This window comes from Candidatus Accumulibacter contiguus (assembly GCF_012940005.1).
GTDB lineage: Bacteria > Pseudomonadota > Gammaproteobacteria > Burkholderiales > Rhodocyclaceae > Accumulibacter > Accumulibacter contiguus.
Map to the genome: position 1 here is coordinate 23,181 of NZ_SPMX01000035.1, position 17,670 is coordinate 40,850.

The 17,670-nt window shown below is 61.3% G+C and carries 22 protein-coding genes and 1 pseudogene; 9 read left to right on the top strand and 14 right to left on the bottom strand.

Going from position 1 to position 17,670, the window contains the following annotated elements; genetic code table 11:
- Positions 1 to 78: 78 nt before the first annotated feature.
- The 8 genes and pseudogenes from E4Q08_RS12850 to E4Q08_RS12885 all read right to left on the bottom strand — a co-directional run bounded on the left by E4Q08_RS12850 (position 79) and on the right by E4Q08_RS12885 (position 7,532).
- On the bottom strand, positions 79 to 1,395 hold the full coding sequence (locus E4Q08_RS12850) for an adenylosuccinate synthase (protein WP_034912846.1): 1,317 nt from the start codon (positions 1,393 to 1,395) through the stop codon (positions 79 to 81).
- The gene (locus tag E4Q08_RS12855; RefSeq protein WP_034912844.1) at positions 1,388 to 2,566 is read right to left on the bottom strand and encodes an ATP phosphoribosyltransferase regulatory subunit; all 1,179 of its coding nucleotides are present in this window, start codon (positions 2,564 to 2,566) and stop codon (positions 1,388 to 1,390) included. The genes E4Q08_RS12850 and E4Q08_RS12855 overlap by 8 nt, the downstream gene beginning before the upstream one ends.
- A complete protein-coding gene (locus E4Q08_RS12860; protein ID WP_034926320.1) occupies positions 2,563 to 2,748 on the bottom strand; it encodes a DUF2065 domain-containing protein in 186 nt (61 codons plus the stop codon). Before E4Q08_RS12860 ends, E4Q08_RS12855 begins: the two co-directional genes overlap by 4 nt.
- Positions 2,745 to 3,635, bottom strand: coding sequence for a protease modulator HflC (gene hflC / locus E4Q08_RS12865; protein ID WP_169070669.1), 891 nt, complete (start codon positions 3,633 to 3,635; stop codon positions 2,745 to 2,747). The genes E4Q08_RS12860 and hflC overlap by 4 nt, the downstream gene beginning before the upstream one ends.
- Positions 3,635 to 4,904: pseudogene (hflK, locus tag E4Q08_RS12870) on the bottom strand (FtsH protease activity modulator HflK). The gene hflC and the pseudogene hflK overlap by 1 nt, the downstream one beginning before the upstream one ends.
- A gap of 20 nt (positions 4,905 to 4,924) precedes the next feature.
- Entirely contained in the window at positions 4,925 to 6,133 is a 1,209-nt protein-coding gene (gene hflX / locus E4Q08_RS12875) for a GTPase HflX (RefSeq protein ID WP_034912837.1), read from the bottom strand.
- Between the two features lie 116 nt (positions 6,134 to 6,249).
- Positions 6,250 to 6,489 carry an RNA chaperone Hfq gene (gene hfq, locus E4Q08_RS12880; protein ID WP_034912835.1) on the bottom strand — a complete coding sequence of 80 codons (240 nt, stop codon included), beginning with the start codon at positions 6,487 to 6,489 and terminating at the stop codon, positions 6,250 to 6,252.
- A gap of 578 nt (positions 6,490 to 7,067) precedes the next feature.
- A complete protein-coding gene (locus E4Q08_RS12885) occupies positions 7,068 to 7,532 on the bottom strand; it encodes a hypothetical protein (protein WP_169070670.1) in 465 nt (154 codons plus the stop codon).
- Between the two features lie 247 nt (positions 7,533 to 7,779).
- Here E4Q08_RS12885 and E4Q08_RS12890 point away from each other — a divergent pair, with 247 nt between their 5' ends.
- The 6 genes from E4Q08_RS12890 to E4Q08_RS12915 all read left to right on the top strand — a co-directional run bounded on the left by E4Q08_RS12890 (position 7,780) and on the right by E4Q08_RS12915 (position 11,977).
- Complete coding sequence (locus E4Q08_RS12890; RefSeq protein WP_034912829.1) at positions 7,780 to 8,514, top strand: c-type cytochrome; 735 nt, start codon at positions 7,780 to 7,782, stop codon at positions 8,512 to 8,514.
- Between the two features lie 96 nt (positions 8,515 to 8,610).
- Positions 8,611 to 9,774 (top strand): cytochrome D1 domain-containing protein, encoded by a 1,164-nt coding sequence (locus E4Q08_RS12895; RefSeq protein ID WP_169070671.1) that lies wholly within the window; start codon positions 8,611 to 8,613, stop codon positions 9,772 to 9,774.
- Positions 9,774 to 10,772 (top strand): siroheme decarboxylase subunit beta, encoded by a 999-nt coding sequence (gene ahbB / locus E4Q08_RS12900; protein ID WP_169070672.1) that lies wholly within the window; start codon positions 9,774 to 9,776, stop codon positions 10,770 to 10,772. Before E4Q08_RS12895 ends, ahbB (E4Q08_RS12900) begins: the two co-directional genes overlap by 1 nt.
- Entirely contained in the window at positions 10,765 to 11,244 is a 480-nt protein-coding gene (locus E4Q08_RS12905; RefSeq protein ID WP_169070680.1) for an Lrp/AsnC family transcriptional regulator, read from the top strand. Before ahbB (E4Q08_RS12900) ends, E4Q08_RS12905 begins: the two co-directional genes overlap by 8 nt.
- Entirely contained in the window at positions 11,241 to 11,747 is a 507-nt protein-coding gene (ahbB, locus tag E4Q08_RS12910) for a siroheme decarboxylase subunit beta (RefSeq protein WP_169070673.1), read from the top strand. The genes E4Q08_RS12905 and ahbB (E4Q08_RS12910) overlap by 4 nt, the downstream gene beginning before the upstream one ends.
- Positions 11,744 to 11,977, top strand: coding sequence for a hypothetical protein (locus E4Q08_RS12915; RefSeq protein ID WP_034911539.1), 234 nt, complete (start codon positions 11,744 to 11,746; stop codon positions 11,975 to 11,977). Before ahbB (E4Q08_RS12910) ends, E4Q08_RS12915 begins: the two co-directional genes overlap by 4 nt.
- Before the next feature lie 48 nt (positions 11,978 to 12,025).
- Here E4Q08_RS12915 and E4Q08_RS25455 read toward each other — a convergent pair whose 3' ends face one another.
- Positions 12,026 to 12,157: a hypothetical protein gene (locus E4Q08_RS25455; RefSeq protein ID WP_256435984.1), complete on the bottom strand. Its 132-nt coding sequence runs from the start codon at positions 12,155 to 12,157 to the stop codon at positions 12,026 to 12,028.
- Between the two features lie 123 nt (positions 12,158 to 12,280).
- Between E4Q08_RS25455 and E4Q08_RS12920 the strand changes: the two genes are divergently transcribed.
- Positions 12,281 to 12,730 (top strand): hemerythrin family protein, encoded by a 450-nt coding sequence (locus E4Q08_RS12920; protein WP_211203412.1) that lies wholly within the window; start codon positions 12,281 to 12,283, stop codon positions 12,728 to 12,730.
- Between the two features lie 118 nt (positions 12,731 to 12,848).
- On the opposite strand, the gene E4Q08_RS12925 is transcribed toward E4Q08_RS12920, so the two are convergent.
- From E4Q08_RS12925 to E4Q08_RS12945, 5 genes are all read right to left on the bottom strand, one after another.
- The gene (locus E4Q08_RS12925; protein WP_169070674.1) at positions 12,849 to 13,253 is read right to left on the bottom strand and encodes a PEP-CTERM sorting domain-containing protein; all 405 of its coding nucleotides are present in this window, start codon (positions 13,251 to 13,253) and stop codon (positions 12,849 to 12,851) included.
- Between the two features lie 192 nt (positions 13,254 to 13,445).
- Complete coding sequence (locus E4Q08_RS12930) at positions 13,446 to 14,063, bottom strand: YidB family protein (protein WP_248594893.1); 618 nt, start codon at positions 14,061 to 14,063, stop codon at positions 13,446 to 13,448.
- A 73-nt stretch (positions 14,064 to 14,136) separates the two neighbouring features.
- Positions 14,137 to 14,457, bottom strand: a complete 321-nt coding sequence (locus tag E4Q08_RS12935; RefSeq protein ID WP_169070676.1) for a c-type cytochrome — start codon at positions 14,455 to 14,457, stop codon at positions 14,137 to 14,139.
- An 18-nt stretch (positions 14,458 to 14,475) separates the two neighbouring features.
- Positions 14,476 to 14,820: a DUF1622 domain-containing protein gene (locus E4Q08_RS12940; protein WP_034911267.1), complete on the bottom strand. Its 345-nt coding sequence runs from the start codon at positions 14,818 to 14,820 to the stop codon at positions 14,476 to 14,478.
- 83 nt (positions 14,821 to 14,903) lie between these two features.
- Positions 14,904 to 15,380 (bottom strand): phosphate ABC transporter ATP-binding protein, encoded by a 477-nt coding sequence (locus E4Q08_RS12945; protein ID WP_248594894.1) that lies wholly within the window; start codon positions 15,378 to 15,380, stop codon positions 14,904 to 14,906.
- A gap of 260 nt (positions 15,381 to 15,640) precedes the next feature.
- Between E4Q08_RS12945 and E4Q08_RS12950 the strand changes: the two genes are divergently transcribed.
- Both E4Q08_RS12950 and E4Q08_RS12955 read left to right on the top strand, forming a co-directional pair.
- On the top strand, positions 15,641 to 16,987 hold the full coding sequence (locus E4Q08_RS12950; protein ID WP_169070677.1) for a tyrosine-type recombinase/integrase: 1,347 nt from the start codon (positions 15,641 to 15,643) through the stop codon (positions 16,985 to 16,987).
- Positions 16,988 to 17,052: 65 nt separating this feature from the next.
- Positions 17,053 to 17,397 carry a DUF4258 domain-containing protein gene (locus E4Q08_RS12955; RefSeq protein WP_169070678.1) on the top strand — a complete coding sequence of 115 codons (345 nt, stop codon included), beginning with the start codon at positions 17,053 to 17,055 and terminating at the stop codon, positions 17,395 to 17,397.
- Positions 17,398 to 17,670 lie beyond the last annotated feature (273 nt).

A 17,670-nucleotide genomic window follows, 5' to 3' on the forward strand; every position in this document is an offset into this window, starting at 1 on the left:
TCAGATGCTTGCCGATTCGGCTCCCGGCTTTCACGAAGATGCAGCCGGATTCCCTCGTTTGCTATCGACTGACTGCTGCTATACCGGGTTCCCCAGAGGATGTCGGCGAAGCACCGTTTCGGCACGCTCCGGTCCTGTCGAAATGATGTCGATCGGAATGTCGCAGATTTCTTCGATGCGCGCCAGATAGGCACGCGCCGCTGCCGGCAGGGCCTCCATCGTGCTGGCACCGACCGTGGACTCGGACCAGCCTGGCAAGGTCTCCAGCACGGGCTGACAGGCAGCAACCTCGTCGGCGCCCATCGGCAGCAGCTCGACGAGCTTGCCGTCCAGCCGATAAGCGGCACAGATCTTCAGCTCCGACAGGCCATCGAGAACGTCGAGCTTGGTGATGCACAGGCCGGTGACGCCGTTGATCTGGATCGAGCGCCTGAGTGCTGCCGCATCGAGCCAGCCACAACGCCGCTTGCGACCGGTGACGGTACCGACTTCACGCCCCTTCTGCGACATCTGGTGCCCTGGCTGACCGGCTGTTTCGATGTCGAGTTCACTCGGGAAGGGACCGCCGCCGACGCGTGTGCAATACGCCTTGGTGATTCCCAGCACGTAATGCAGCATCCCCGGACCGATCCCCGATCCGGCGGCGGCCTGGCCGGCAACACAGTTCGAGGAGGTGACAAAGGGATAAGTACCGTGATCGATGTCGAGCAAGGCGCCCTGGGCGCCTTCGAAGAGCAGATTGTGACCTGCCTGGTTGAGCGCATGCAGCGCTGCCGACACATCGGTGACCAGCGGCTTGATCTCTTCGGCATCAGCCATCGCCTGCGCGAATACGGCATCGAAATCGACCGCCGCGGCCCCGAGATAGCGGGTCAGGACGAAGTTGTGGTAATCGAGATTGTCCTTCAGCCGTTCGGCGAAACGGTCGGGATAGAACAGATCATAGACCCGCAGCGCCCGCCGCGCCACCTTGTCTTCATAGGCCGGGCCGATGCCCTTGCCGGTGGTACCGATGCGCAAATCCGCACACTTCGCCGCCTCGCGTGCATGATCGAGGGCCGCATGATAAGGCAGAATGATCGGACAGCCCGGACTGACCTTGAGCCGCGAACGCACGTCGATGCCGCCCGCCTCGAGTACCTTGATCTCGCTGATCAGATGATGGATGTCGAGCACGACACCGTTGCCGATGAAGCAATCGACGCCCGCACGCACGATCCCGGAGGGAACCAGGTTGAGCTTGTAGACCTGGCCGCCGACCACCAGCGTGTGCCCTGCGTTGTGGCCACCCTGGAAGCGAACGACACCCCTGGCATGATCGGTCAGCCAGTCAACGATCTTGCCTTTGCCCTCGTCGCCCCATTGCGTCCCGACGACTACCACATTCTTAGCCATTCCCGTGATCCATTCCAGTGATTGCCTCAACAAGCCATTGCCCGTCACGTTCGACCAGTTGGCGGTCGCACCGTGGCCCTTCGCTGCTCATTTCGGCCGGCAGGAGTTCGACGACGACCTCGCCCTGCGCGCGCAGCGCGGCAATCGCTGCCGCCAGTGCCGCCGTATCCGCCGCATCAGGCGCCAGAATCGCCCCGGGCTGCGTACCCTGCGTACCATTCGCCGCCAGCCGCGCCAGTTCGCGCAAATCCATCGAAAAACCGGTTGCTGGCCGCGCCCGGCCGAAAGCCCTGCCGACGCCGTCATAACGCCCACCGCGTGCGATGGCACTCGAGAAGTCCGGGCAATAGGCCGCGAAGACCACGCCGTTGTGGTAGTGGTAGCCGCGCAGATCCGCGAGATCGAATGACAGCGGCAGATCGGGCAGAGACTCCTGCAACTGCCGCAAGGTGTCCAGCGCCGCAGTGATTTCCGGCAAGGCGGGCAGCGCCCTGGCTGCCGCGGCAAGGGTCTCGACGCCGCCATAGAGGTCGGGCAGCGCCAGCAGCGCAGAACGTAGCGGTTCGTCGAGCTGGCCGCAAGGCTCGCGAAGACTCGGCACGTCCTTGGCTTGCAGCAACTGCAGCAGTGTTCCCTCGAGTTCGGCATCGATGCCGGCCGCTGCCGCCAGCGAGCGAAAAACACCAACGTGACCAAGATCGATACGCGCTGCCGGGACGCCGGCAGCGTCGAGCGCGGCGGCCATCAGGCGAATGACTTCGCGGTCGGCGGCGACGCCGGCATGGCCATACAGTTCGGCTCCCAGCTGGATCGGTTCGCGGCTCGCGGTCAGCGATGCCGGCAGGGTATGCAGCACGCTGGCGCAGTAACACAGCCGCGTCACCCCCTGGCGATTGAGCAGGTGGGCGTCGATGCGGGCAACCTGCGGCGTGATGTCGGCGCGCACGCCGAGCGTCCGTCCCGACAATTGATCGACCAGCTTGAAGGTCCGCAGCCGCAGATCGTGCCCGGAGCCGGTGAGCAGGGAATCCAGGTGTTCGAGCAGCGGTGGCATCACCAACTCGTAGCCATGCACGCGGAACAGATCCAGCAGCGTCCGGCGCAGCCGCTCGATCTGCGCAGCTTCTGACGGCAGGGCATCGGCAATATGTTCGGGCAGTAGCCAGTTCATCGGAAAATCATCAGCAGTACCAGCCCGACCAGCATCGAGGTCAGGCCGATGAAACGGATCTGCCCGTCGGAAAAGCGAATCAGACGCCGGAAGGTTTCACGCCAGGCGTTCGGCGCCACGAACGGCAGCAGCCCCTCAAGCACCAGCATCAGGGCAAAGGCAAGCAGCAGATGATCGATCATTTGCCGGCTTTGTCGCCACTCCGGCTGATGCTCTTCATGTATTTGAAGAAATCGGAGTTGGGCTCGACGACAATCAGGTCGTTCTTGCCCTTGAAGCTGTTGCGATAGGCTTCGAGGCTGCGATAGAAAGCGTAGAACTCCGGGCTGCCTTCAAAGGCTTGCGCATAAATCGCCGAGGCCCTGGCATCGCCTTCCCCCTTCATCTTCTGTGCGTCGCGATAGGCTTCGGCAACGATCACCTCGCGTTGCTTGTCGGCGTCGGCGCGAATCTTCTCGGCCTCGGCGGAACCCTGCGAACGTAATTCGTTGGCCACCCGTTTACGCTCTGCGTCCATGCGGCGATACACGGATTCGCTGACGTCACTGGGCAATTCGACACGCTTGACACGCACGTCGACGATCTGCACGCCAATCTTGCGGGCATCGAGGTCGGCCTTCTCGCGCATCTGGGCCATGATCTTGTCGCGCTCCCCCGAAACCACATCATGCACGGTGCGTTTGCCGAATTCCTCGCGCAGTCCGGCATTGACGGTCTGCGTCAGCCGCGTTTTGGCTCGCGATTCGTCACCGGCAACCGAGATGTAGTAGAGCTTGGGATCGATGATTCGCCACTTGGTGAAGGAATCCACGAGAACATTCTTTTTTTCCGAGGTGATGAAACGCTCGGGTTCGGTGCTATCCAGGGTGAGAATGCGCTTGTCGAAATAGCGCACGTTCTGGATCAGCGGCCATTTGAAGTACAGGCCCGGTTCCTCGATGACATTGCGAACTTCGCCGAGCTGAAAGATGATCGCGTATTGACGCTGATCAACCGTAAAAATGGTCGCCCCGAGCACCACCAGCACGGCCACGAAAACGGCCGCAACGATATTAATGCTTGCTTTCATCAGCGAGACTCCCGATCACGCTGCCGTAGCGTCTCACGCGAACGTGCTTCATTTTTCTCGACCACCTGTGGCGGCACCTCGTTGGAAACCACCGGCGCCGGCCTCACCGCTGCCGGCAGCTCCTGGTTGCCAGCGGCAGGCGCGGCCGCTGCAGCGGCTCCGGACGCCTGCAGCAGCTTGTCGAGCGGCAGGTACAGCAGGTTCCCCTGCCCCTTGGCATCGACCAGCACCTTGCTGGTGCTGGAATAGACCTGCTGCATGGTATCGAGATACATGCGACTGCGCGTCACTTCCGGCGCCTTGGCGTATTCCGTGTAGATCTGCCGGAAGCGGCTTGCATCTCCCTCGGAAGTGGCGATGACGCGTTTCTTGTAACCCTCTGCCTCCTCGAGCAGGCGCGCGGAGGTGCCGCGAGCTTTCGGGATGACGTCATTGGCGTAGGCCTGACCCTCGTTCTTCTGACGTTCGCGATCCTGTGATGCCTTGACCGCATCGTCGAACGCCGCCTGCACCTGCTCCGGCGGCTGTGCATTCTGCATCGTGACCTTGGAAATCAGAATGCCGGTCTTGTAACGATCGAGGATTTCCTGCATCAGTTTTGCGGCATTGACTGCGACCTGCTCGCGCCCCTCGTAGAGGACGAAATCCATCTTGTTCTTGCCGACGATTTCGCGAATCGCTGTTTCTGCGACCTGCATCACCGCATCGTCCGGATGGCGGTTGTTGAAGACATACTCGACGGGGTCATTGAGGAACCATTGCACGGCGAACTGGATGTTGATGATGTTCTCGTCGTCAGTCAGCATCAGTGCTTCCTTGAGTACCTTGTTTTTTTTCGCTGCCGCGATAGCCGATCTCGACGGTGCGCACGCCGGAGATGTTGACCAGTTCATGCGCCTGGATCGGATACGGTAGTCGCCAGCGCAAACCCGGATCGGTGCTCTCCTTGTAGCGGCCGAACTCGAGCACGACGCCCCTTTGCGATGCGTCGACAATATAGAAACCGCTGGCCAGCCAGACCACCACGACCAGCGCCAGGAGCAAGCCAATGCCGCCGCCAAGGAACCTGCTGTTGAACTGGATCGGGGGACGATCGCCACCGCGATCACCGCCCTGGTTGCTGCCAGAACGCTTCCTGTCGAAAATTGCGGACAGCTTGCGATTGAGGTCGCGCCATAACTGTTCAAGGTCGGGCGGCCCCTGATTGGGCCGCTTGCCACCGCCGCCATCGTTGCCGCGATTGCCCCACTGTGGGTCATTGAGCGACATAAAAACTCCAAGGCTATAAATCATGGGGAACCATCTGAATCGAGAATCCTATCGACATTCTGCACAGTGGCAGCACCTGCTGCCCGCTCGCGGCTGTCCCGCAACTCCTGCAAATCCCGTAGGTCCTGCAAGTCCCGCGTCTTCGCCAGAGCCAGTTCGGAAAGCGCCTCGCGCAGCAGGGGTAAACCATCGCCGGAGACAGCACTAAGGCGAACGCGCGAGATTCTACCATACTCGTCACGCTCGACCGCCGGTGGCAGCCCGGTAAGATCTAGCTTGTTCTGCACCGTCAGTTGCGGCACATCGGCAGCGCCGATCTCGGCCAGCACCTTGTTGACGTCAGCGATCTGGTCGTCGCGCGCCGGACTTGCCGAATCAACCACGTGCAACAGCAGATCCGCCTCGGCCGTGGCTTCGAGCGTGGCATGGAAAGCGGCTACCAGCGAGTGCGGCAGGTCGCGGATGAAGCCAACGGTATCGGAAAGCACGATATGGCCGGCCTCGCCCAGCCACAATTTGCGTGTGGTCGTATCCAGAGTAGCGAACAACTGGTCAGCGGCAAAAACGCCGGCATGCGTCAGCGCATTGAACAGCGTCGATTTGCCGGCATTGGTGTAACCCACCAGCGAAACGTTCAGCAACTCTCCCCGGCCGCGCGCCTTGCGCTGCACGCCACGCTGGCGTTCGAGCCTGGCCAGGCGTTCCTTGAGCAGCTTGACGCGGATACCGAGCAGGCGACGGTCGGTTTCGAGCTGCGTTTCTCCTGGGCCGCGCAGGCCGATACCGCCTTTCTGCCGTTCCAGGTGGGTCCAGCCGCGCACCAGTCGTGTCGACAGGTGTTCGAGCTGAGCCAGTTCGACCTGCAGCTTGCCCTCCGAACTTTGCGCCCGCTGCGCGAAGATGTCGAGGATCAGACTGGTCCGGTCGATGACGCGGCACTGCAGCCTGCGTTCCAGGTTGCGCTCCTGGCCGGCGCTGAGTTCATGATTGAAGATCACCAGATCGGCTTGGTGCACGTTGATCTCGGCAGCCACTTCCTCGACCTTGCCCTTGCCGGCATAGGTCGCTGCATCCGGGCTGTGGCGACTCCCCTGCACGATGGCACAGACCGCAGCACCCGCCGACCGGGTCAGCAATCGGACTTCGGCAAGCTGTTCGGCAAGGTCTTCACGACCGAAGTCGAGCTGGACGATGACCGCCCGTTCTTTGGCGGCCGCGCGTTCAACCATGCCGATGATCTAGGAAAGGCTGCCGCAAGCTGCAGCCGTCAGTGAAGGGCAAAAGAAGGGGCTTGACGCAGCTATCCACAGCAGCGGCGAGCCGGTCAAGGATGTTGCAGAGTGCATCATGCCTCGCTGTCGCTGTCCTGCTGGATGGTGATCGGGCGCGACGGAACGACCGTCGAGATCGCATGCTTGTAGACCATCTGAGTCACCGAGTTCTTGAGCAGGACGACATACTGGTCGAACGAATCGACCTGACCCTGCAGCTTGATGCCGTTCACCAGGTAGATCGAAACCGGCACCCGCTCACGCCGCAGGGTGTTGAGAAACGGGTCTTGTAAGAGTTGCCCTTTGTTGGTCATCCTTCAAACTCCATCTTTAATTATGTTCTGGAGGCCCGAGGATAATTGATTTCTCTGTCGTTTGCCATATCCAGACCGAAGATGCTGCGCCAATCAGCCGCAAGAAGCATAATGTTCGCAGTCACAAAGAGGAGAGATCAATGGATTCTGGATCGCTGGCCAGTCTCGATTGGGGTGCCGTCGCGCTGGTCGCTGTCATCGCTGCAACGCTGGGCTGGGGGATGGTCTTTTTTTTTACGGCAAAACCGAAAGGATCTCGACGACCTGCAGGAAGTACTCGATTCGCAGGGCGATGAGGAAGAGGACGAGAAGATTGCCAGTAAGCGAGGAAGCAATCACCACGCTACGGGTAGCTGATCCGTGCGCAAGGAACGGCTGCCAGCTAGTATGCTGCCCAAGGGGGGCTGGCGGCCAACTCAATCATCCCGAAATCCTGGCGTACCATTTCGTCCGAATTCCCGCATTCCGACTGCCCATCCCTTCACTCGCGAAGCACGTAAATGCTGTCGTCGGCGCGGCCGCACACGGCAAGGCTCGGAAATCGAAGCTTCGCTGCCGCGGCATCGGCTCTCGCGGTTTCAGTGGCCGGTGACGAAGCGGAAGGGGACGGCGACGACGGCCTTGCCGGTGTCGACGAGCACGGTGGCATCCCATTCCATGCTGCCGGTGATGCACACCGGCAGGCTGGCCGACGCGGTGAAGCGCTCACTGCCGCCCTGCCTTTCGAGGCGCGGTCGGTTGTAGCCCATATTCATGGTACTGCCGGTAAAATCGACTTCGACCTTGCGCACCTCGGTACCCTGGAAGCTGGCCTGCAACTGCAATGTCTGGAGTACCGGGATCGGTCGTGGTTCAATCGAGAACTCGAGCTGACCGCCGTCTGGCAGCGCTGCGACGCAGGCCTGCCGGTCGAGATTGCAGCCGGACAGCGGTAACGCGATGTCGGCTTTCGGATTGAGCAGTGGTGCCAGCTGGTACCCGAGGCCGCCGAGGATGGTGATTGCGAGCAGGATGGCGGCATCGAGAAACAGGTTCTTGGTCATCGGGAAGGGCATCGGTTGGTGTTTGCGGCGGCGGCACATTATCGTCTGCGCGCGCTTCCCTGGCGAACAAGGCAGCCGCCAGGCGGCGGACGAGCGATTCAGGGTAGAGGCCGGCGGCCGCTGCCAGAATATTTTACTCAGATCAAATTATCCGGCAGTGCCAGCATTCACCATCTGTGGCATATTGCCGCGGTGAACTGTTGACCGGCGGCGGTCGATACCGTTCTCAAACAGCAGGGAGTGGACAATGAACAAACGGGTTCTGGGATTTTCTCTGGCAATGCTTGCCGCGGCGCTTGCGCATGCCGAGCCGCCGGGACCCAGGGCTGCGGGCATCGAGGTCAGGAATTACCCATGGCAGGCGCCGGCAGGCGAGAAGAGCGAGGCGCTCGAGCTCAAGGGCAACAGGAAGAGTGGTGAGGAAATCTACGAGTTGTGCCGTAGCTGCCACCTGCCGTCGGCAGGCGGACTTTCCGACGGCAGCATCCCGCAGCTTGCGGGCCAGCACAGCAGTGTGCTGATCAAACAGATGGCCGACATCCGCGCCGGTGTGCGCGACAACCCGACGATGTACCCGTTTGCTGCGCTCCTGACCGATCCGCAGGAGCTGGCCGACGTCGCTGCCTACATCGAGGGGCTGTGTATTCCCGTCGAGCATGGCCGATACGAGGGGCAGGACGTCGCTCAGCAAGTGGCGACCGGCAAGGTGCTTTACGAGAAGGAGTGCCGGGCATGCCATGGGGCCAGCGGCGAAGGCTTCAGGGACAAGGCTTATCCGGTGATCGCCGGGCAGCACTACAAATATCTGCTGCGCCAGATGACCGAGATCCGCGACGGCAAGCGCCGCAACGCCAACCCGGAGATGCTCAGAATCATCAGCAAGTACGACAATGATCAACTGCTCGCCATTTCGGCCTATCAGGCGAGTCTGCTGATGCCCGGCAGGATGTGCAAGGCCAGTGCGCCGTCCAGGAAGAAATAGGCCGGCGTGCTGCGCGGGCAATGATCATCAAGCAGCGCCCTGGCGCTGCGCGGCGGAAAACATCTGAGCGCCAGCGGCGCCTCTGGAGTGATGAACATGAAAAAATTACTGACCCTGCTGTCGATTATCCTGCTCGCGGCCTGCGCCGCGCCGACTCTGCGGGGTACCGGTGACCTCGGGGTGGTCATCGAGCGCGCGCATGGGCAGATCAGCCTCGTCGATACCAGCCGGCGAGATGTCTATGCGCGCATCGGTGGCCTCGGCGACCTCTCGCACGCCTCGGTGGTCTATGCGCGCGATGGTCGCTATGCTTACGTCTTCGGGCGTGACGGCGGACTGAGCAAGGTCGATCTGCTCGAAGCACGTATCGTCAAGCGCGTGCTGCAGTCGGGCAACGCCATCGGCGGCGCGATCTCGCAGGACGGCCGCATCGTCGTCGCGCAGAATTACACGCCCGGCGGCATCAAGGCTTTTGACGCCGAAACCCTCGAACTGCTCTCCGAAGTACCTGCCGAGTATGCGCCGGGAAGTTTTTCGAAAGTCGTCGGCCTCGCCGATCTCGTCGGTCAGCGTTTCGCCTACGCGCTCTTCGATGGCGGCGAGATCTGGGTCAGCGATTTCTCCGACCCTCGGCAGCCGCAGACGCAACGCTATCCGGCGGGGCTACAGCCCTACGACGGGCTGGTGACCCCCGATGGCCGATATTACCTGGCCGGCTTGTTCGGCGAGGACGGTGTCGCCCTGCTCGACACCTGGCGGCCCGAACAGGGCACGCGGCGAATTCTCGGGAACTATGGGCGTGGCCAGGAAAAGCTGCCGGTATTCAAGATGCCGCACCTGCGCGGCTGGTCCATGGCACAGGGCAACGCCTACCTGCCGGCGATCGGCCGCCACGAGGTCTTGGTCGTTGCCGGCGGCAACTGGCAGGAAATCGCCCACATCCCGGTCAAGGGGCAACCGGTGTTCGTGATGGCGCGGCCGGATGGCCGGCAGGTGTGGGTCAATTACGCGTTTCCCGACAACGGCTGGGTCGAAGTGATCGATACGCTGAGCGGGAAAGTGGTGAAAACGCTCGCACCGGGCAAGGCTGTCCTGCACATGGAGTTCACACCGCGCGGTGAGCAGATCTGGATTTCCGCTCGCGACGACAACCGCGTACTGATCTACGATACGGCGACGTTCACGAAGCTCGGCGAACTGGACGTACAGGCGCCGAGCGGGATTTTCTTCACCAGTCGCGCCAATCGCACGGGCTTCTGATGAACAGACTCGACAACACGCTTGACGAAGCGATCAACTTTCGCCTGCTCAACGACTTTCAGCGGGATTTTCCGCTCTGTTCGGCGCCATTTGCCGAACTGGCTTCCCGGCTCAGAGTTGCCGAGGGAGCCGTGTTGCGGGCACTGGAAGCGTTGCGTCGCGAAGGCAAGATCGCGCGCGTCGGCGCCATTTTCGCTCCTAAACGCATCGGCGCCAGTACGCTGGCAGCGATGGCGGTACCGGCAGACAAACTGGCCATGGTTGCCGCGGCGGTCAACCGCTTTCCCGAGGTTAACCACAATTACGAACGCGAGCACTGCTACAACCTCTGGTTCGTCGCCACTGCCGGGTCGGAAGGGCGCCTGCAGGCGGCCCTGGGCGCGATCGAACAAATGACCGGCTGGCCGGTGTTGAAGCTGCCGCTGCTCGAGGAATACCACATCGACCTGGGTTTTGCGCTTGACGGCCAGAATGAGAGGCCGAGCAAGGTACGCGTGTGCAGTCAGCCTTTCGCTGCACCGACGCCGCTCGACGAATTCGAACGTCGTCTGGTGATGGCCCTGCAGGAAGGCTTGCCGCTGTTCATTCGGCCGTTCTCGGTGCTGGCCAGCCGGGTCGGCTGCGACGAGAACGAAGTGCTCGAACGCATCCGTCGCTGGTGCGCAGAGGGAATCATCAAGCGCTTCGGGGTGATCGTCAGGCATCACGAACTCGGCTATACGGCCAATGCGATGCTGGTGCACGACATTCCCGACGCCAGCGTCAGCGCCATCGGCGAGCGCCTGGCGTGCGAATCAGGGGTGAATCTCTGCTATCGGCGCCCGCGCGTGCCGCCGACCTGGCGCTACAACCTGTTCTGCATGATCCACGGCCAGGCACGGGCGGAAGTCGAGGCCCGCATCGCCGAGCTGCGAGCACGCCTGCAGTTGACCGATTACGCGCACGCGGTGCTGTTCTCGCTGACCCGCTTCAAGCAGTGCGGTGCCCGTTATGCGTGAAGCGGCGAGCATCGACGCGACCGATCGCGCGATCATCGACGGCCTGCAGGGCGGATTCCCGATCTGCGAACGGCCCTACGCCGAAATTGCCGAGAGGCTCGGCATCAGCGAAACGGAACTCCTCGAACGCCTGCAGCGAATGCTGACAACGCGCGTGCTGACCCGCTTCGGCCCGATGTTTCAGGTCGAGCGCATGGGCGGTGCCTTCGTTCTGGCGGCAATGCGCGTTCCTGATGCAGAGTGGCTGCGCGTCCTCGAAATCGTCAATGCCTTTCCCGAGGTAGCGCACAACTACCGCCGCGAAAGCGACCGCAACTGTGAGTTCAACATGTGGTTCGTGCTCGCCACCGAGACCGCCGACGGCATCGACACCGCGGTACGCCGGATCGAGGAGGCCAGCGGCCTGCCGGTCTTTCCCTTTCCGAAGCTGCAGGAATACTTCGTCGAAATGAAGCTGGCGGTGCGGTCGTGAGCACTCAAGCCGCCGCCATTCTCGATGCGACCGATCGCCGTCTCGTCATTGCCACCCAGAACGGCCTGCCGCTGGTCACAAGGCCATATCACCAGCTCGCCGAAGCGATCGGCATCGCACCCGAGGAAGTGATGGTGCGCCTGACCCGCCTGCTCGAGAGCGGCGTCATCCGCCGTATCGGCGCGGTGCCCAACCACTACGCAATCGGCTATACCGCCAACGGCATGAGCGTCTGGGACGTGCCGGACGAGCGTATCGACGAACTCGGCGTACGCGTCGGCGGGCTCGATTTCGTGACCCACTGCTACCACCGGCCGCGCCGGCTCCCCGAATGGCCATACAACCTGTTTGCCATGGTGCATGGCGGTTCACGCGCCGAGGTTCTGGCCAAGGTGGCGAGCATCGCCGAGATCATCGGGAGCGACTGCCGTTCGCATGATGTACTGTTTTCGACCGGCATTCTCAAGAAAACCGGCCTGAGAATGGCGGCAAGGCAAGAATGACTAACCCGCGCGGGCGCGACAAATGGGTCGTGGGGGAATTGCCTTCGCGCGCATCGCCGCGTCGCCGGCAAGCACCGCCGCCGAGTCCGCGGCTGGCCGAGCGACTGGAACGTGCAAACCGGAAGAATCTGATTGGCCGCCCGCTGACCGCGGCCTTGCGCGCCAAGGCAGGAAAGTCGGGCGGACCACCGCCGCTCGTCCTGCTCCGCTGGTCAATCAGATACTTCTGAGGCATGGTGAATCCTCCTTTCTGGATGGCAGTGCCGCGAACGAGATGACTACAGTTTGACCGGACCTTCGACGCCAGAAGTGGACAAGGTGCGCAGCCGCTGCTGCCGCGACTTGTCCATGTAAGCCTCGGCGCGCTTGAGTTGCTCGCCAAGGAGCGCATGATTCTGGCCGACAAGCAACGACCAGGAAGATATTTGCCTGACTTAAATCCAATTTCTCTCTGGAATTCTACAGGCATTCCTCCTATACTGTAGGGATAACAAAAGATACCTATCCGTTGCCAAAGGAGACCTGAAATGACAATGTACATTCCCGGCTTGCTTCCGGAAGCGCTGTTGGTCGATTTGCCGGAAGTCGACGCTCAGCATGAGGACATCTTTAACCATATCGACTCGCTCAAGACCAACTGTTTTGAGCTCAGCTACGTGCCGATCGACGAATTCGGCAAGCTCATCGATAAGTTCGCGAGGCATTTCGCCACTGAAGAACGGATAGCGGACGAGGCGGGACTGGATTTCACCGATCATGCCAGGATTCACACCGATACACTGTGCCTGCTGCACAAGGCCCTGGGTGAAGTCATCAATGGTGGGCAGGACGCGCATTCCTTCCTGCGCTACTGCGAGTACTGGTTTGAACGCCACATCAGTGAGGATGACAGGTTGTTCATCTCCGTCCTGCAATCCAGGGACTTCGATCGGTCCAGTTGCTCCTCGGCACACCGCCAGCCCTGCTTTGCCGCTCAAGCCTGATCGAGCACCTGCCATGCATCAGCGGCAGCGCCAGGATCACCAGAGAAGCCTTGCCACGTCAGCAATGATCAGCGGCTGACCAGTGAATTGCGTGTGTGATGAGTAGTACCATGACCCGTCACGGATGGGTTATGGTTTCTGCTACGATCACACGCAGGAAGACTACGGCGGCGTTGAGCCAGCTGCCATCCAGGGCGCGTCTGACTGCGATCAGCCTCTGCGCCGCCCTATCCCACCCAGCCAAAGCCAGTCCGGCCAGCGCCAGGCTGCCCGGTTCGGGAACCGTTGCGGGCGCGTCCACGGCAACCCGGAAAACCAACCACTCATCATGATTGAATCCGGGTGTGGTCGGATCCGGATCCCCATTACTACTGTACCAGACCCAGCGCGCGGCGGCGTCGATGCCTGGTCTAGCGCCCCATGGCCCACCACCGTTGGCAGGGCCAGCGGTCAGCCCGACCCATCCAAGTGACGAATTGCCACCACCGTTAGCATCAACGATCTCGTTGGTGAGCAATGTCAAGTCAGCCGCGCTCCCCGTATATGGCGCACCGGTATTACCGAGCCCGGTAGCCATCACTTGCCACTGTGGGTCGTTGCTGTAGAACTTGTAGTTGCTATTCGCCGAGGCGGTTCTGTCGTTGGCTGGATGATTCGGAGTCCTGCGCGAGCGGCAGTCGCAAGAAGCCCGGTCAAACAGCTCGCTGCGGCAAACTCAGCCGCCGAATTGCCGGGTCAGGGAGTCGACACTGGTCCGCAGTTGATCGAGGTCCGGCGCGTTGCCGTCGGGAGTGAGACGGTCGACTACTTCAGGCAGAAGCTGCGACAGACCCTCGGACGCCTCTGATTCGCTGACACCAGCCTGTTGGGCGATCTGCGACAACGCGTCGCTGCCAAAGATCTGGCCCATTGCCTCCGGCGCGATGGGAAGGTTCTGCCCGCTACCCACCCATGAACTGGCCTGCTCGGCGAAGCCAGCACGCTGGAGCTGTTCGAGCAGGCCACCCAGGCCAGGCAAGCCAATGGAACCTCCCTCGCCGCTGGCACCGCCACCGAGCACGCTACCCAGCACCGCAGCGAGTCCACCACCAGCAGTGCTGCCACCGGTACCGCCGAGAACATCGCCAATTCCACTACCTTGGCCGGAACGTCCGCCCAGCATGCTGCCGAGCAGGTCTCCGAGACCACCACCGCCCGTACCGCCAGCGTTGCCTTGGCGGTTCATCAACATCCCCAGGACGACTGGCAGGAGAGCCATCAGCAGATTGCTGTTGCCATCCTCTGTCGGCGTCTGCCGCGCTGCACCCGTCGTTTTTCCCAAAATGTCACCCAAGATGCCATCCAGTAGTCCCATGCTGCTCTCCTTGTCTTCAAACCGTTTGCTGCGCAACAGAACAGTATAACTGCTATTCGGGAAATCCCGCCTGCAACTGTTCGACGATCCAGCGCACCTCGGCCTCGCTCAGGAAGCGCCGCCAGGGAGGCATCGGCGTCCCTGGCCGACCGTTGTAGATCGTGGCAACCAGCGAATCAACCGGTTTGTCCTGCAGGGCCTGCGGTCTCAGCGAGGGTCCGAGACCGCCTTGCAGCGTCATGCCGTGGCACGAACCGCAATCCTGACGGACCAGATGCACGAGTTGCTTCTGACGTTCGGTGGACGGCGGAGCAACTTGCGCGAGCACGCCAGGCGGGCACAGCAGCAACACGAGAACAAGACAAGAGCGCATGGTTACTCCTTTGAGTTCTCATTCCCGACGCTGCCACGGCCATCGTCCACTTACTTCGAGCTCGAGCGTGAAGCTGAGGAGCGTGCGGATGGCCACAATGGCCGCGAGCACGCCGAGGTTCTCGAACGTGGGCTTGATCGCCACGGTACCGATGATGTCGGCGATTACCAGCAGCTCCAGCCCCAGCAGGATGGCGCGGCCGAGATCGGCACGCAAGCCCAGGTAAGCCTCCTCGAAAACCGCGCGCCGCACCAGACGCCGAGCGAAGGTAACGGCAGCCAGTATCGCACCGACAAGAAGCGCGGCCACGCCAGCCATCTCGACGAGACGCGCGGCGAATATGATCAGATGTTCCTGGGGCATGGACAAATAAGCAATGGGAGCAATGGGAGGAATTGGAGATTCAACCGCACGCTCGAAAGTATCGCCGGCCGTGGTAGCCGCAGTCAATCGAGAATTTCGTTCACTGGCGTTCGATACCGAGTGCGAATAACCTTGTGCGCAGGGGTGACGAACATTTCATCGGTGCGCGCATGTTCGACCACCTTGCCCATCAGCATGAACACGCACTCCTCACTGGCGTGTCGGGCCTGCGCCATGTTGTGGGTGACGATGAGAATCGTATACTGGCCGCGCAGTTCCCAAAGCAGTTCCTCGACCGCTTCGGTGCCTTTGGGATCGAGCGCCGAGCAGGGCTCGTCCATCAACAGCATCTTCGGCTTCACCGGCAGCAGGCGCGCGATGCAGAGTTTCTGCTGTTCCTCCAGGGAGAGTTCGGTCGCCTTGCGCTTCAGTTGGTCCTTCACCTTGTCCCACAGCAGCACCTGCTCGACGATCTCGTCCGGAGTGCCATGGTGTACGTCGCCGCCACCCTTGGCATGCAGCCGGTGACTGAAGAGGATGTTCCCGGCGTAACCCCGCAAAAAAGCCCAACCTTGCGAGTTAGGCTAAGTGCTTGTTTCTTTGGTGGTGATGGGTGGAATTGAACCACCGACCTATGGGTTATGAATCCCAACTTCTAGGCATTTTTCGGCGTTGAAAGGGATGTACGGAAGAATGTTAAACGTCGTAAAAACAACAATCTAGCGTAAATTGACGTTGCACGACGTTGAACGGAATTGCTATAATCTGCTTACTATGTGCTTACTGGATTCCGCTGGTAAGCAAAACCGGAGGCCATCAGATGAGCGAAAACAAGGTTCCTTTCACTGCCGGGCGAGTGTCCAAGTTTGTCTGCGAGGCAGGCAAAGCAGCGTCCTTTTTATGGGACACCGAATCGACCGGACTCGGCCTGAAGGCGTCAGCCGGCGGCAGCAAGGTCTACGTCTTGCAGAGCCGCTTGGAGTCTGGCGCATCGGTTCGGCTGACCATCGGCAGCACCAAGGCATGGACCCTTGGCGCCGCACGCGACGAGGCCCGGCGCCTGCAAGTGCTCATTGACTCAGGTAACGATCCGCGCCAAGAGAAGCGCGACCGGATAGCCGAAGCCGAGGCCAAGCGCGCCGAAGCCGATGCCAAGCGTATCGAGCTGGAGCGCATCGCCGCGCCGGCAATGGAAGCCTGGCAGAAGTACATCGAAGCGCGCGCCCCGCGGTGGAGTCAAAGCCATCTCGGCGACCATGCGACCGTGAGCAAGGAAGGAGGGGAGCACCGCACCCAAGGGCGCCGACCCGGCGAGAGTGACAAGACTCTGCCGGGCATCCTGCGCCCGCTACTGGCCCTTCCTCTGGAACAGATCGACGCTGACCGCGTGCGCGTCTGGCTGCAAGATGAATCCGCCAAGCGCCCGACCCATACCCGCCTTGCCTTCGGCCTGCTGCGCGCTTTCCTGAACTGGTGCTCAGATCGCCCCGAATACCGCGACCAAGCACGCACCGACGCCTGCATCACGCGCATGGCCCGCGACGAACTGCCGAAGAAATCCACCAAGGACGACTGCCTGCAACGCGAGCAACTGCCGGCATGGTTCGCCGCCGTGCGCCAGATTCAGAATCCCGTCATCGCCGCCTACCTGCAAACGGCCCTGCTGACTGGCGCGCGCCGTGAAGAGGTAGCCAGTATCCGCTGGGAAGATGTGGACTTCCAGTGGAAGGCCCTGACCATCAAGGACAAGGTTGAGGGCGAGCGCACTATCCCGCTGACGCCCTACGTCGCTTCGCTGCTGGCCGCCCTGCCCCGTCGCAATGAATGGGTATTCAGCAGCCCCACAGCGGCATCAGGCAGGCTGCAGGAGCCGCGCATCATGCACAACAAGGCATTGACCGCTGCCGGGCTGCCAGCACTGAGCATACACGGCCTGCGCCGGTCCTTTGGTACGCTGGCCGAGTGGGTGGAATGCCCCGCGGGAGTCTCTGCGCAGATCATGGGCCACAAGCCAAGCGCCACCGCGGAGAAGCATTACCGGGTTCGCCCGCTCGACCTGTTGCGCCAGTGGCACACGAAGATTGAAGGCTGGATTCTCGATCAAGCCGGTATCGAGCAACCGGCCGAAGATCGGGGGCACGGCCTGCGAGTCGTCAATGCTGTCTGACAGTTCAGGCAAGGTAGATGTGCCTGCGTTGAACTATTGCCATCTGAGGCATACAATGTATTGCCATGAGCAAGATTTCCTGCATCAAGCCGACCGATAAGCAAGCTATCGAGTGGGTCAAGGAGGCCGGCAGCCAAAAGCGCCGCCTTGTTTTCACTGAACATGCGGAGTTGCGGATGAAAGAGCGCCGCATTGGCCGCCGCCAAGTGCTACAGACCTTGCAGAATGGCCATATCAGCGAACCGTTGCACCAGGACATCAGGGGCGACTGGCGGTGTAACGTGAGTTGGTTTTATGCAGGGGTTCGCCTCAATGCTCTCAACGTAACGCGCCATTGTCATAATTTGATCAACGGTCAGATACCCGGTTGCACGTCGGGCAGGCTCCTGGCAAAATGCCTATCCCCTTGATACCCAGGTAAGATTTTATATGCCAAGATCTTTATGTCAATGTCGTTGACTCGTTCTCTAACTTCCTTTTTTCTCAAGCTTTTTTCATTCAGTCGCGTTTGACGGAGAAGGCTTTCTCCCGAACAGGCATCCTCAGTTTTCCCCGCCTGATCGCCTGCCTGCTCGGTGGGTACACGTCCAAAGTGCAGTCTGAACTGGACGCCTTCTTCGCCAACCTGGCGAACCGCGCCGACCTGGCACGAGAAGTCTCGGCGCAGGCCTTTGCCAAAGCCC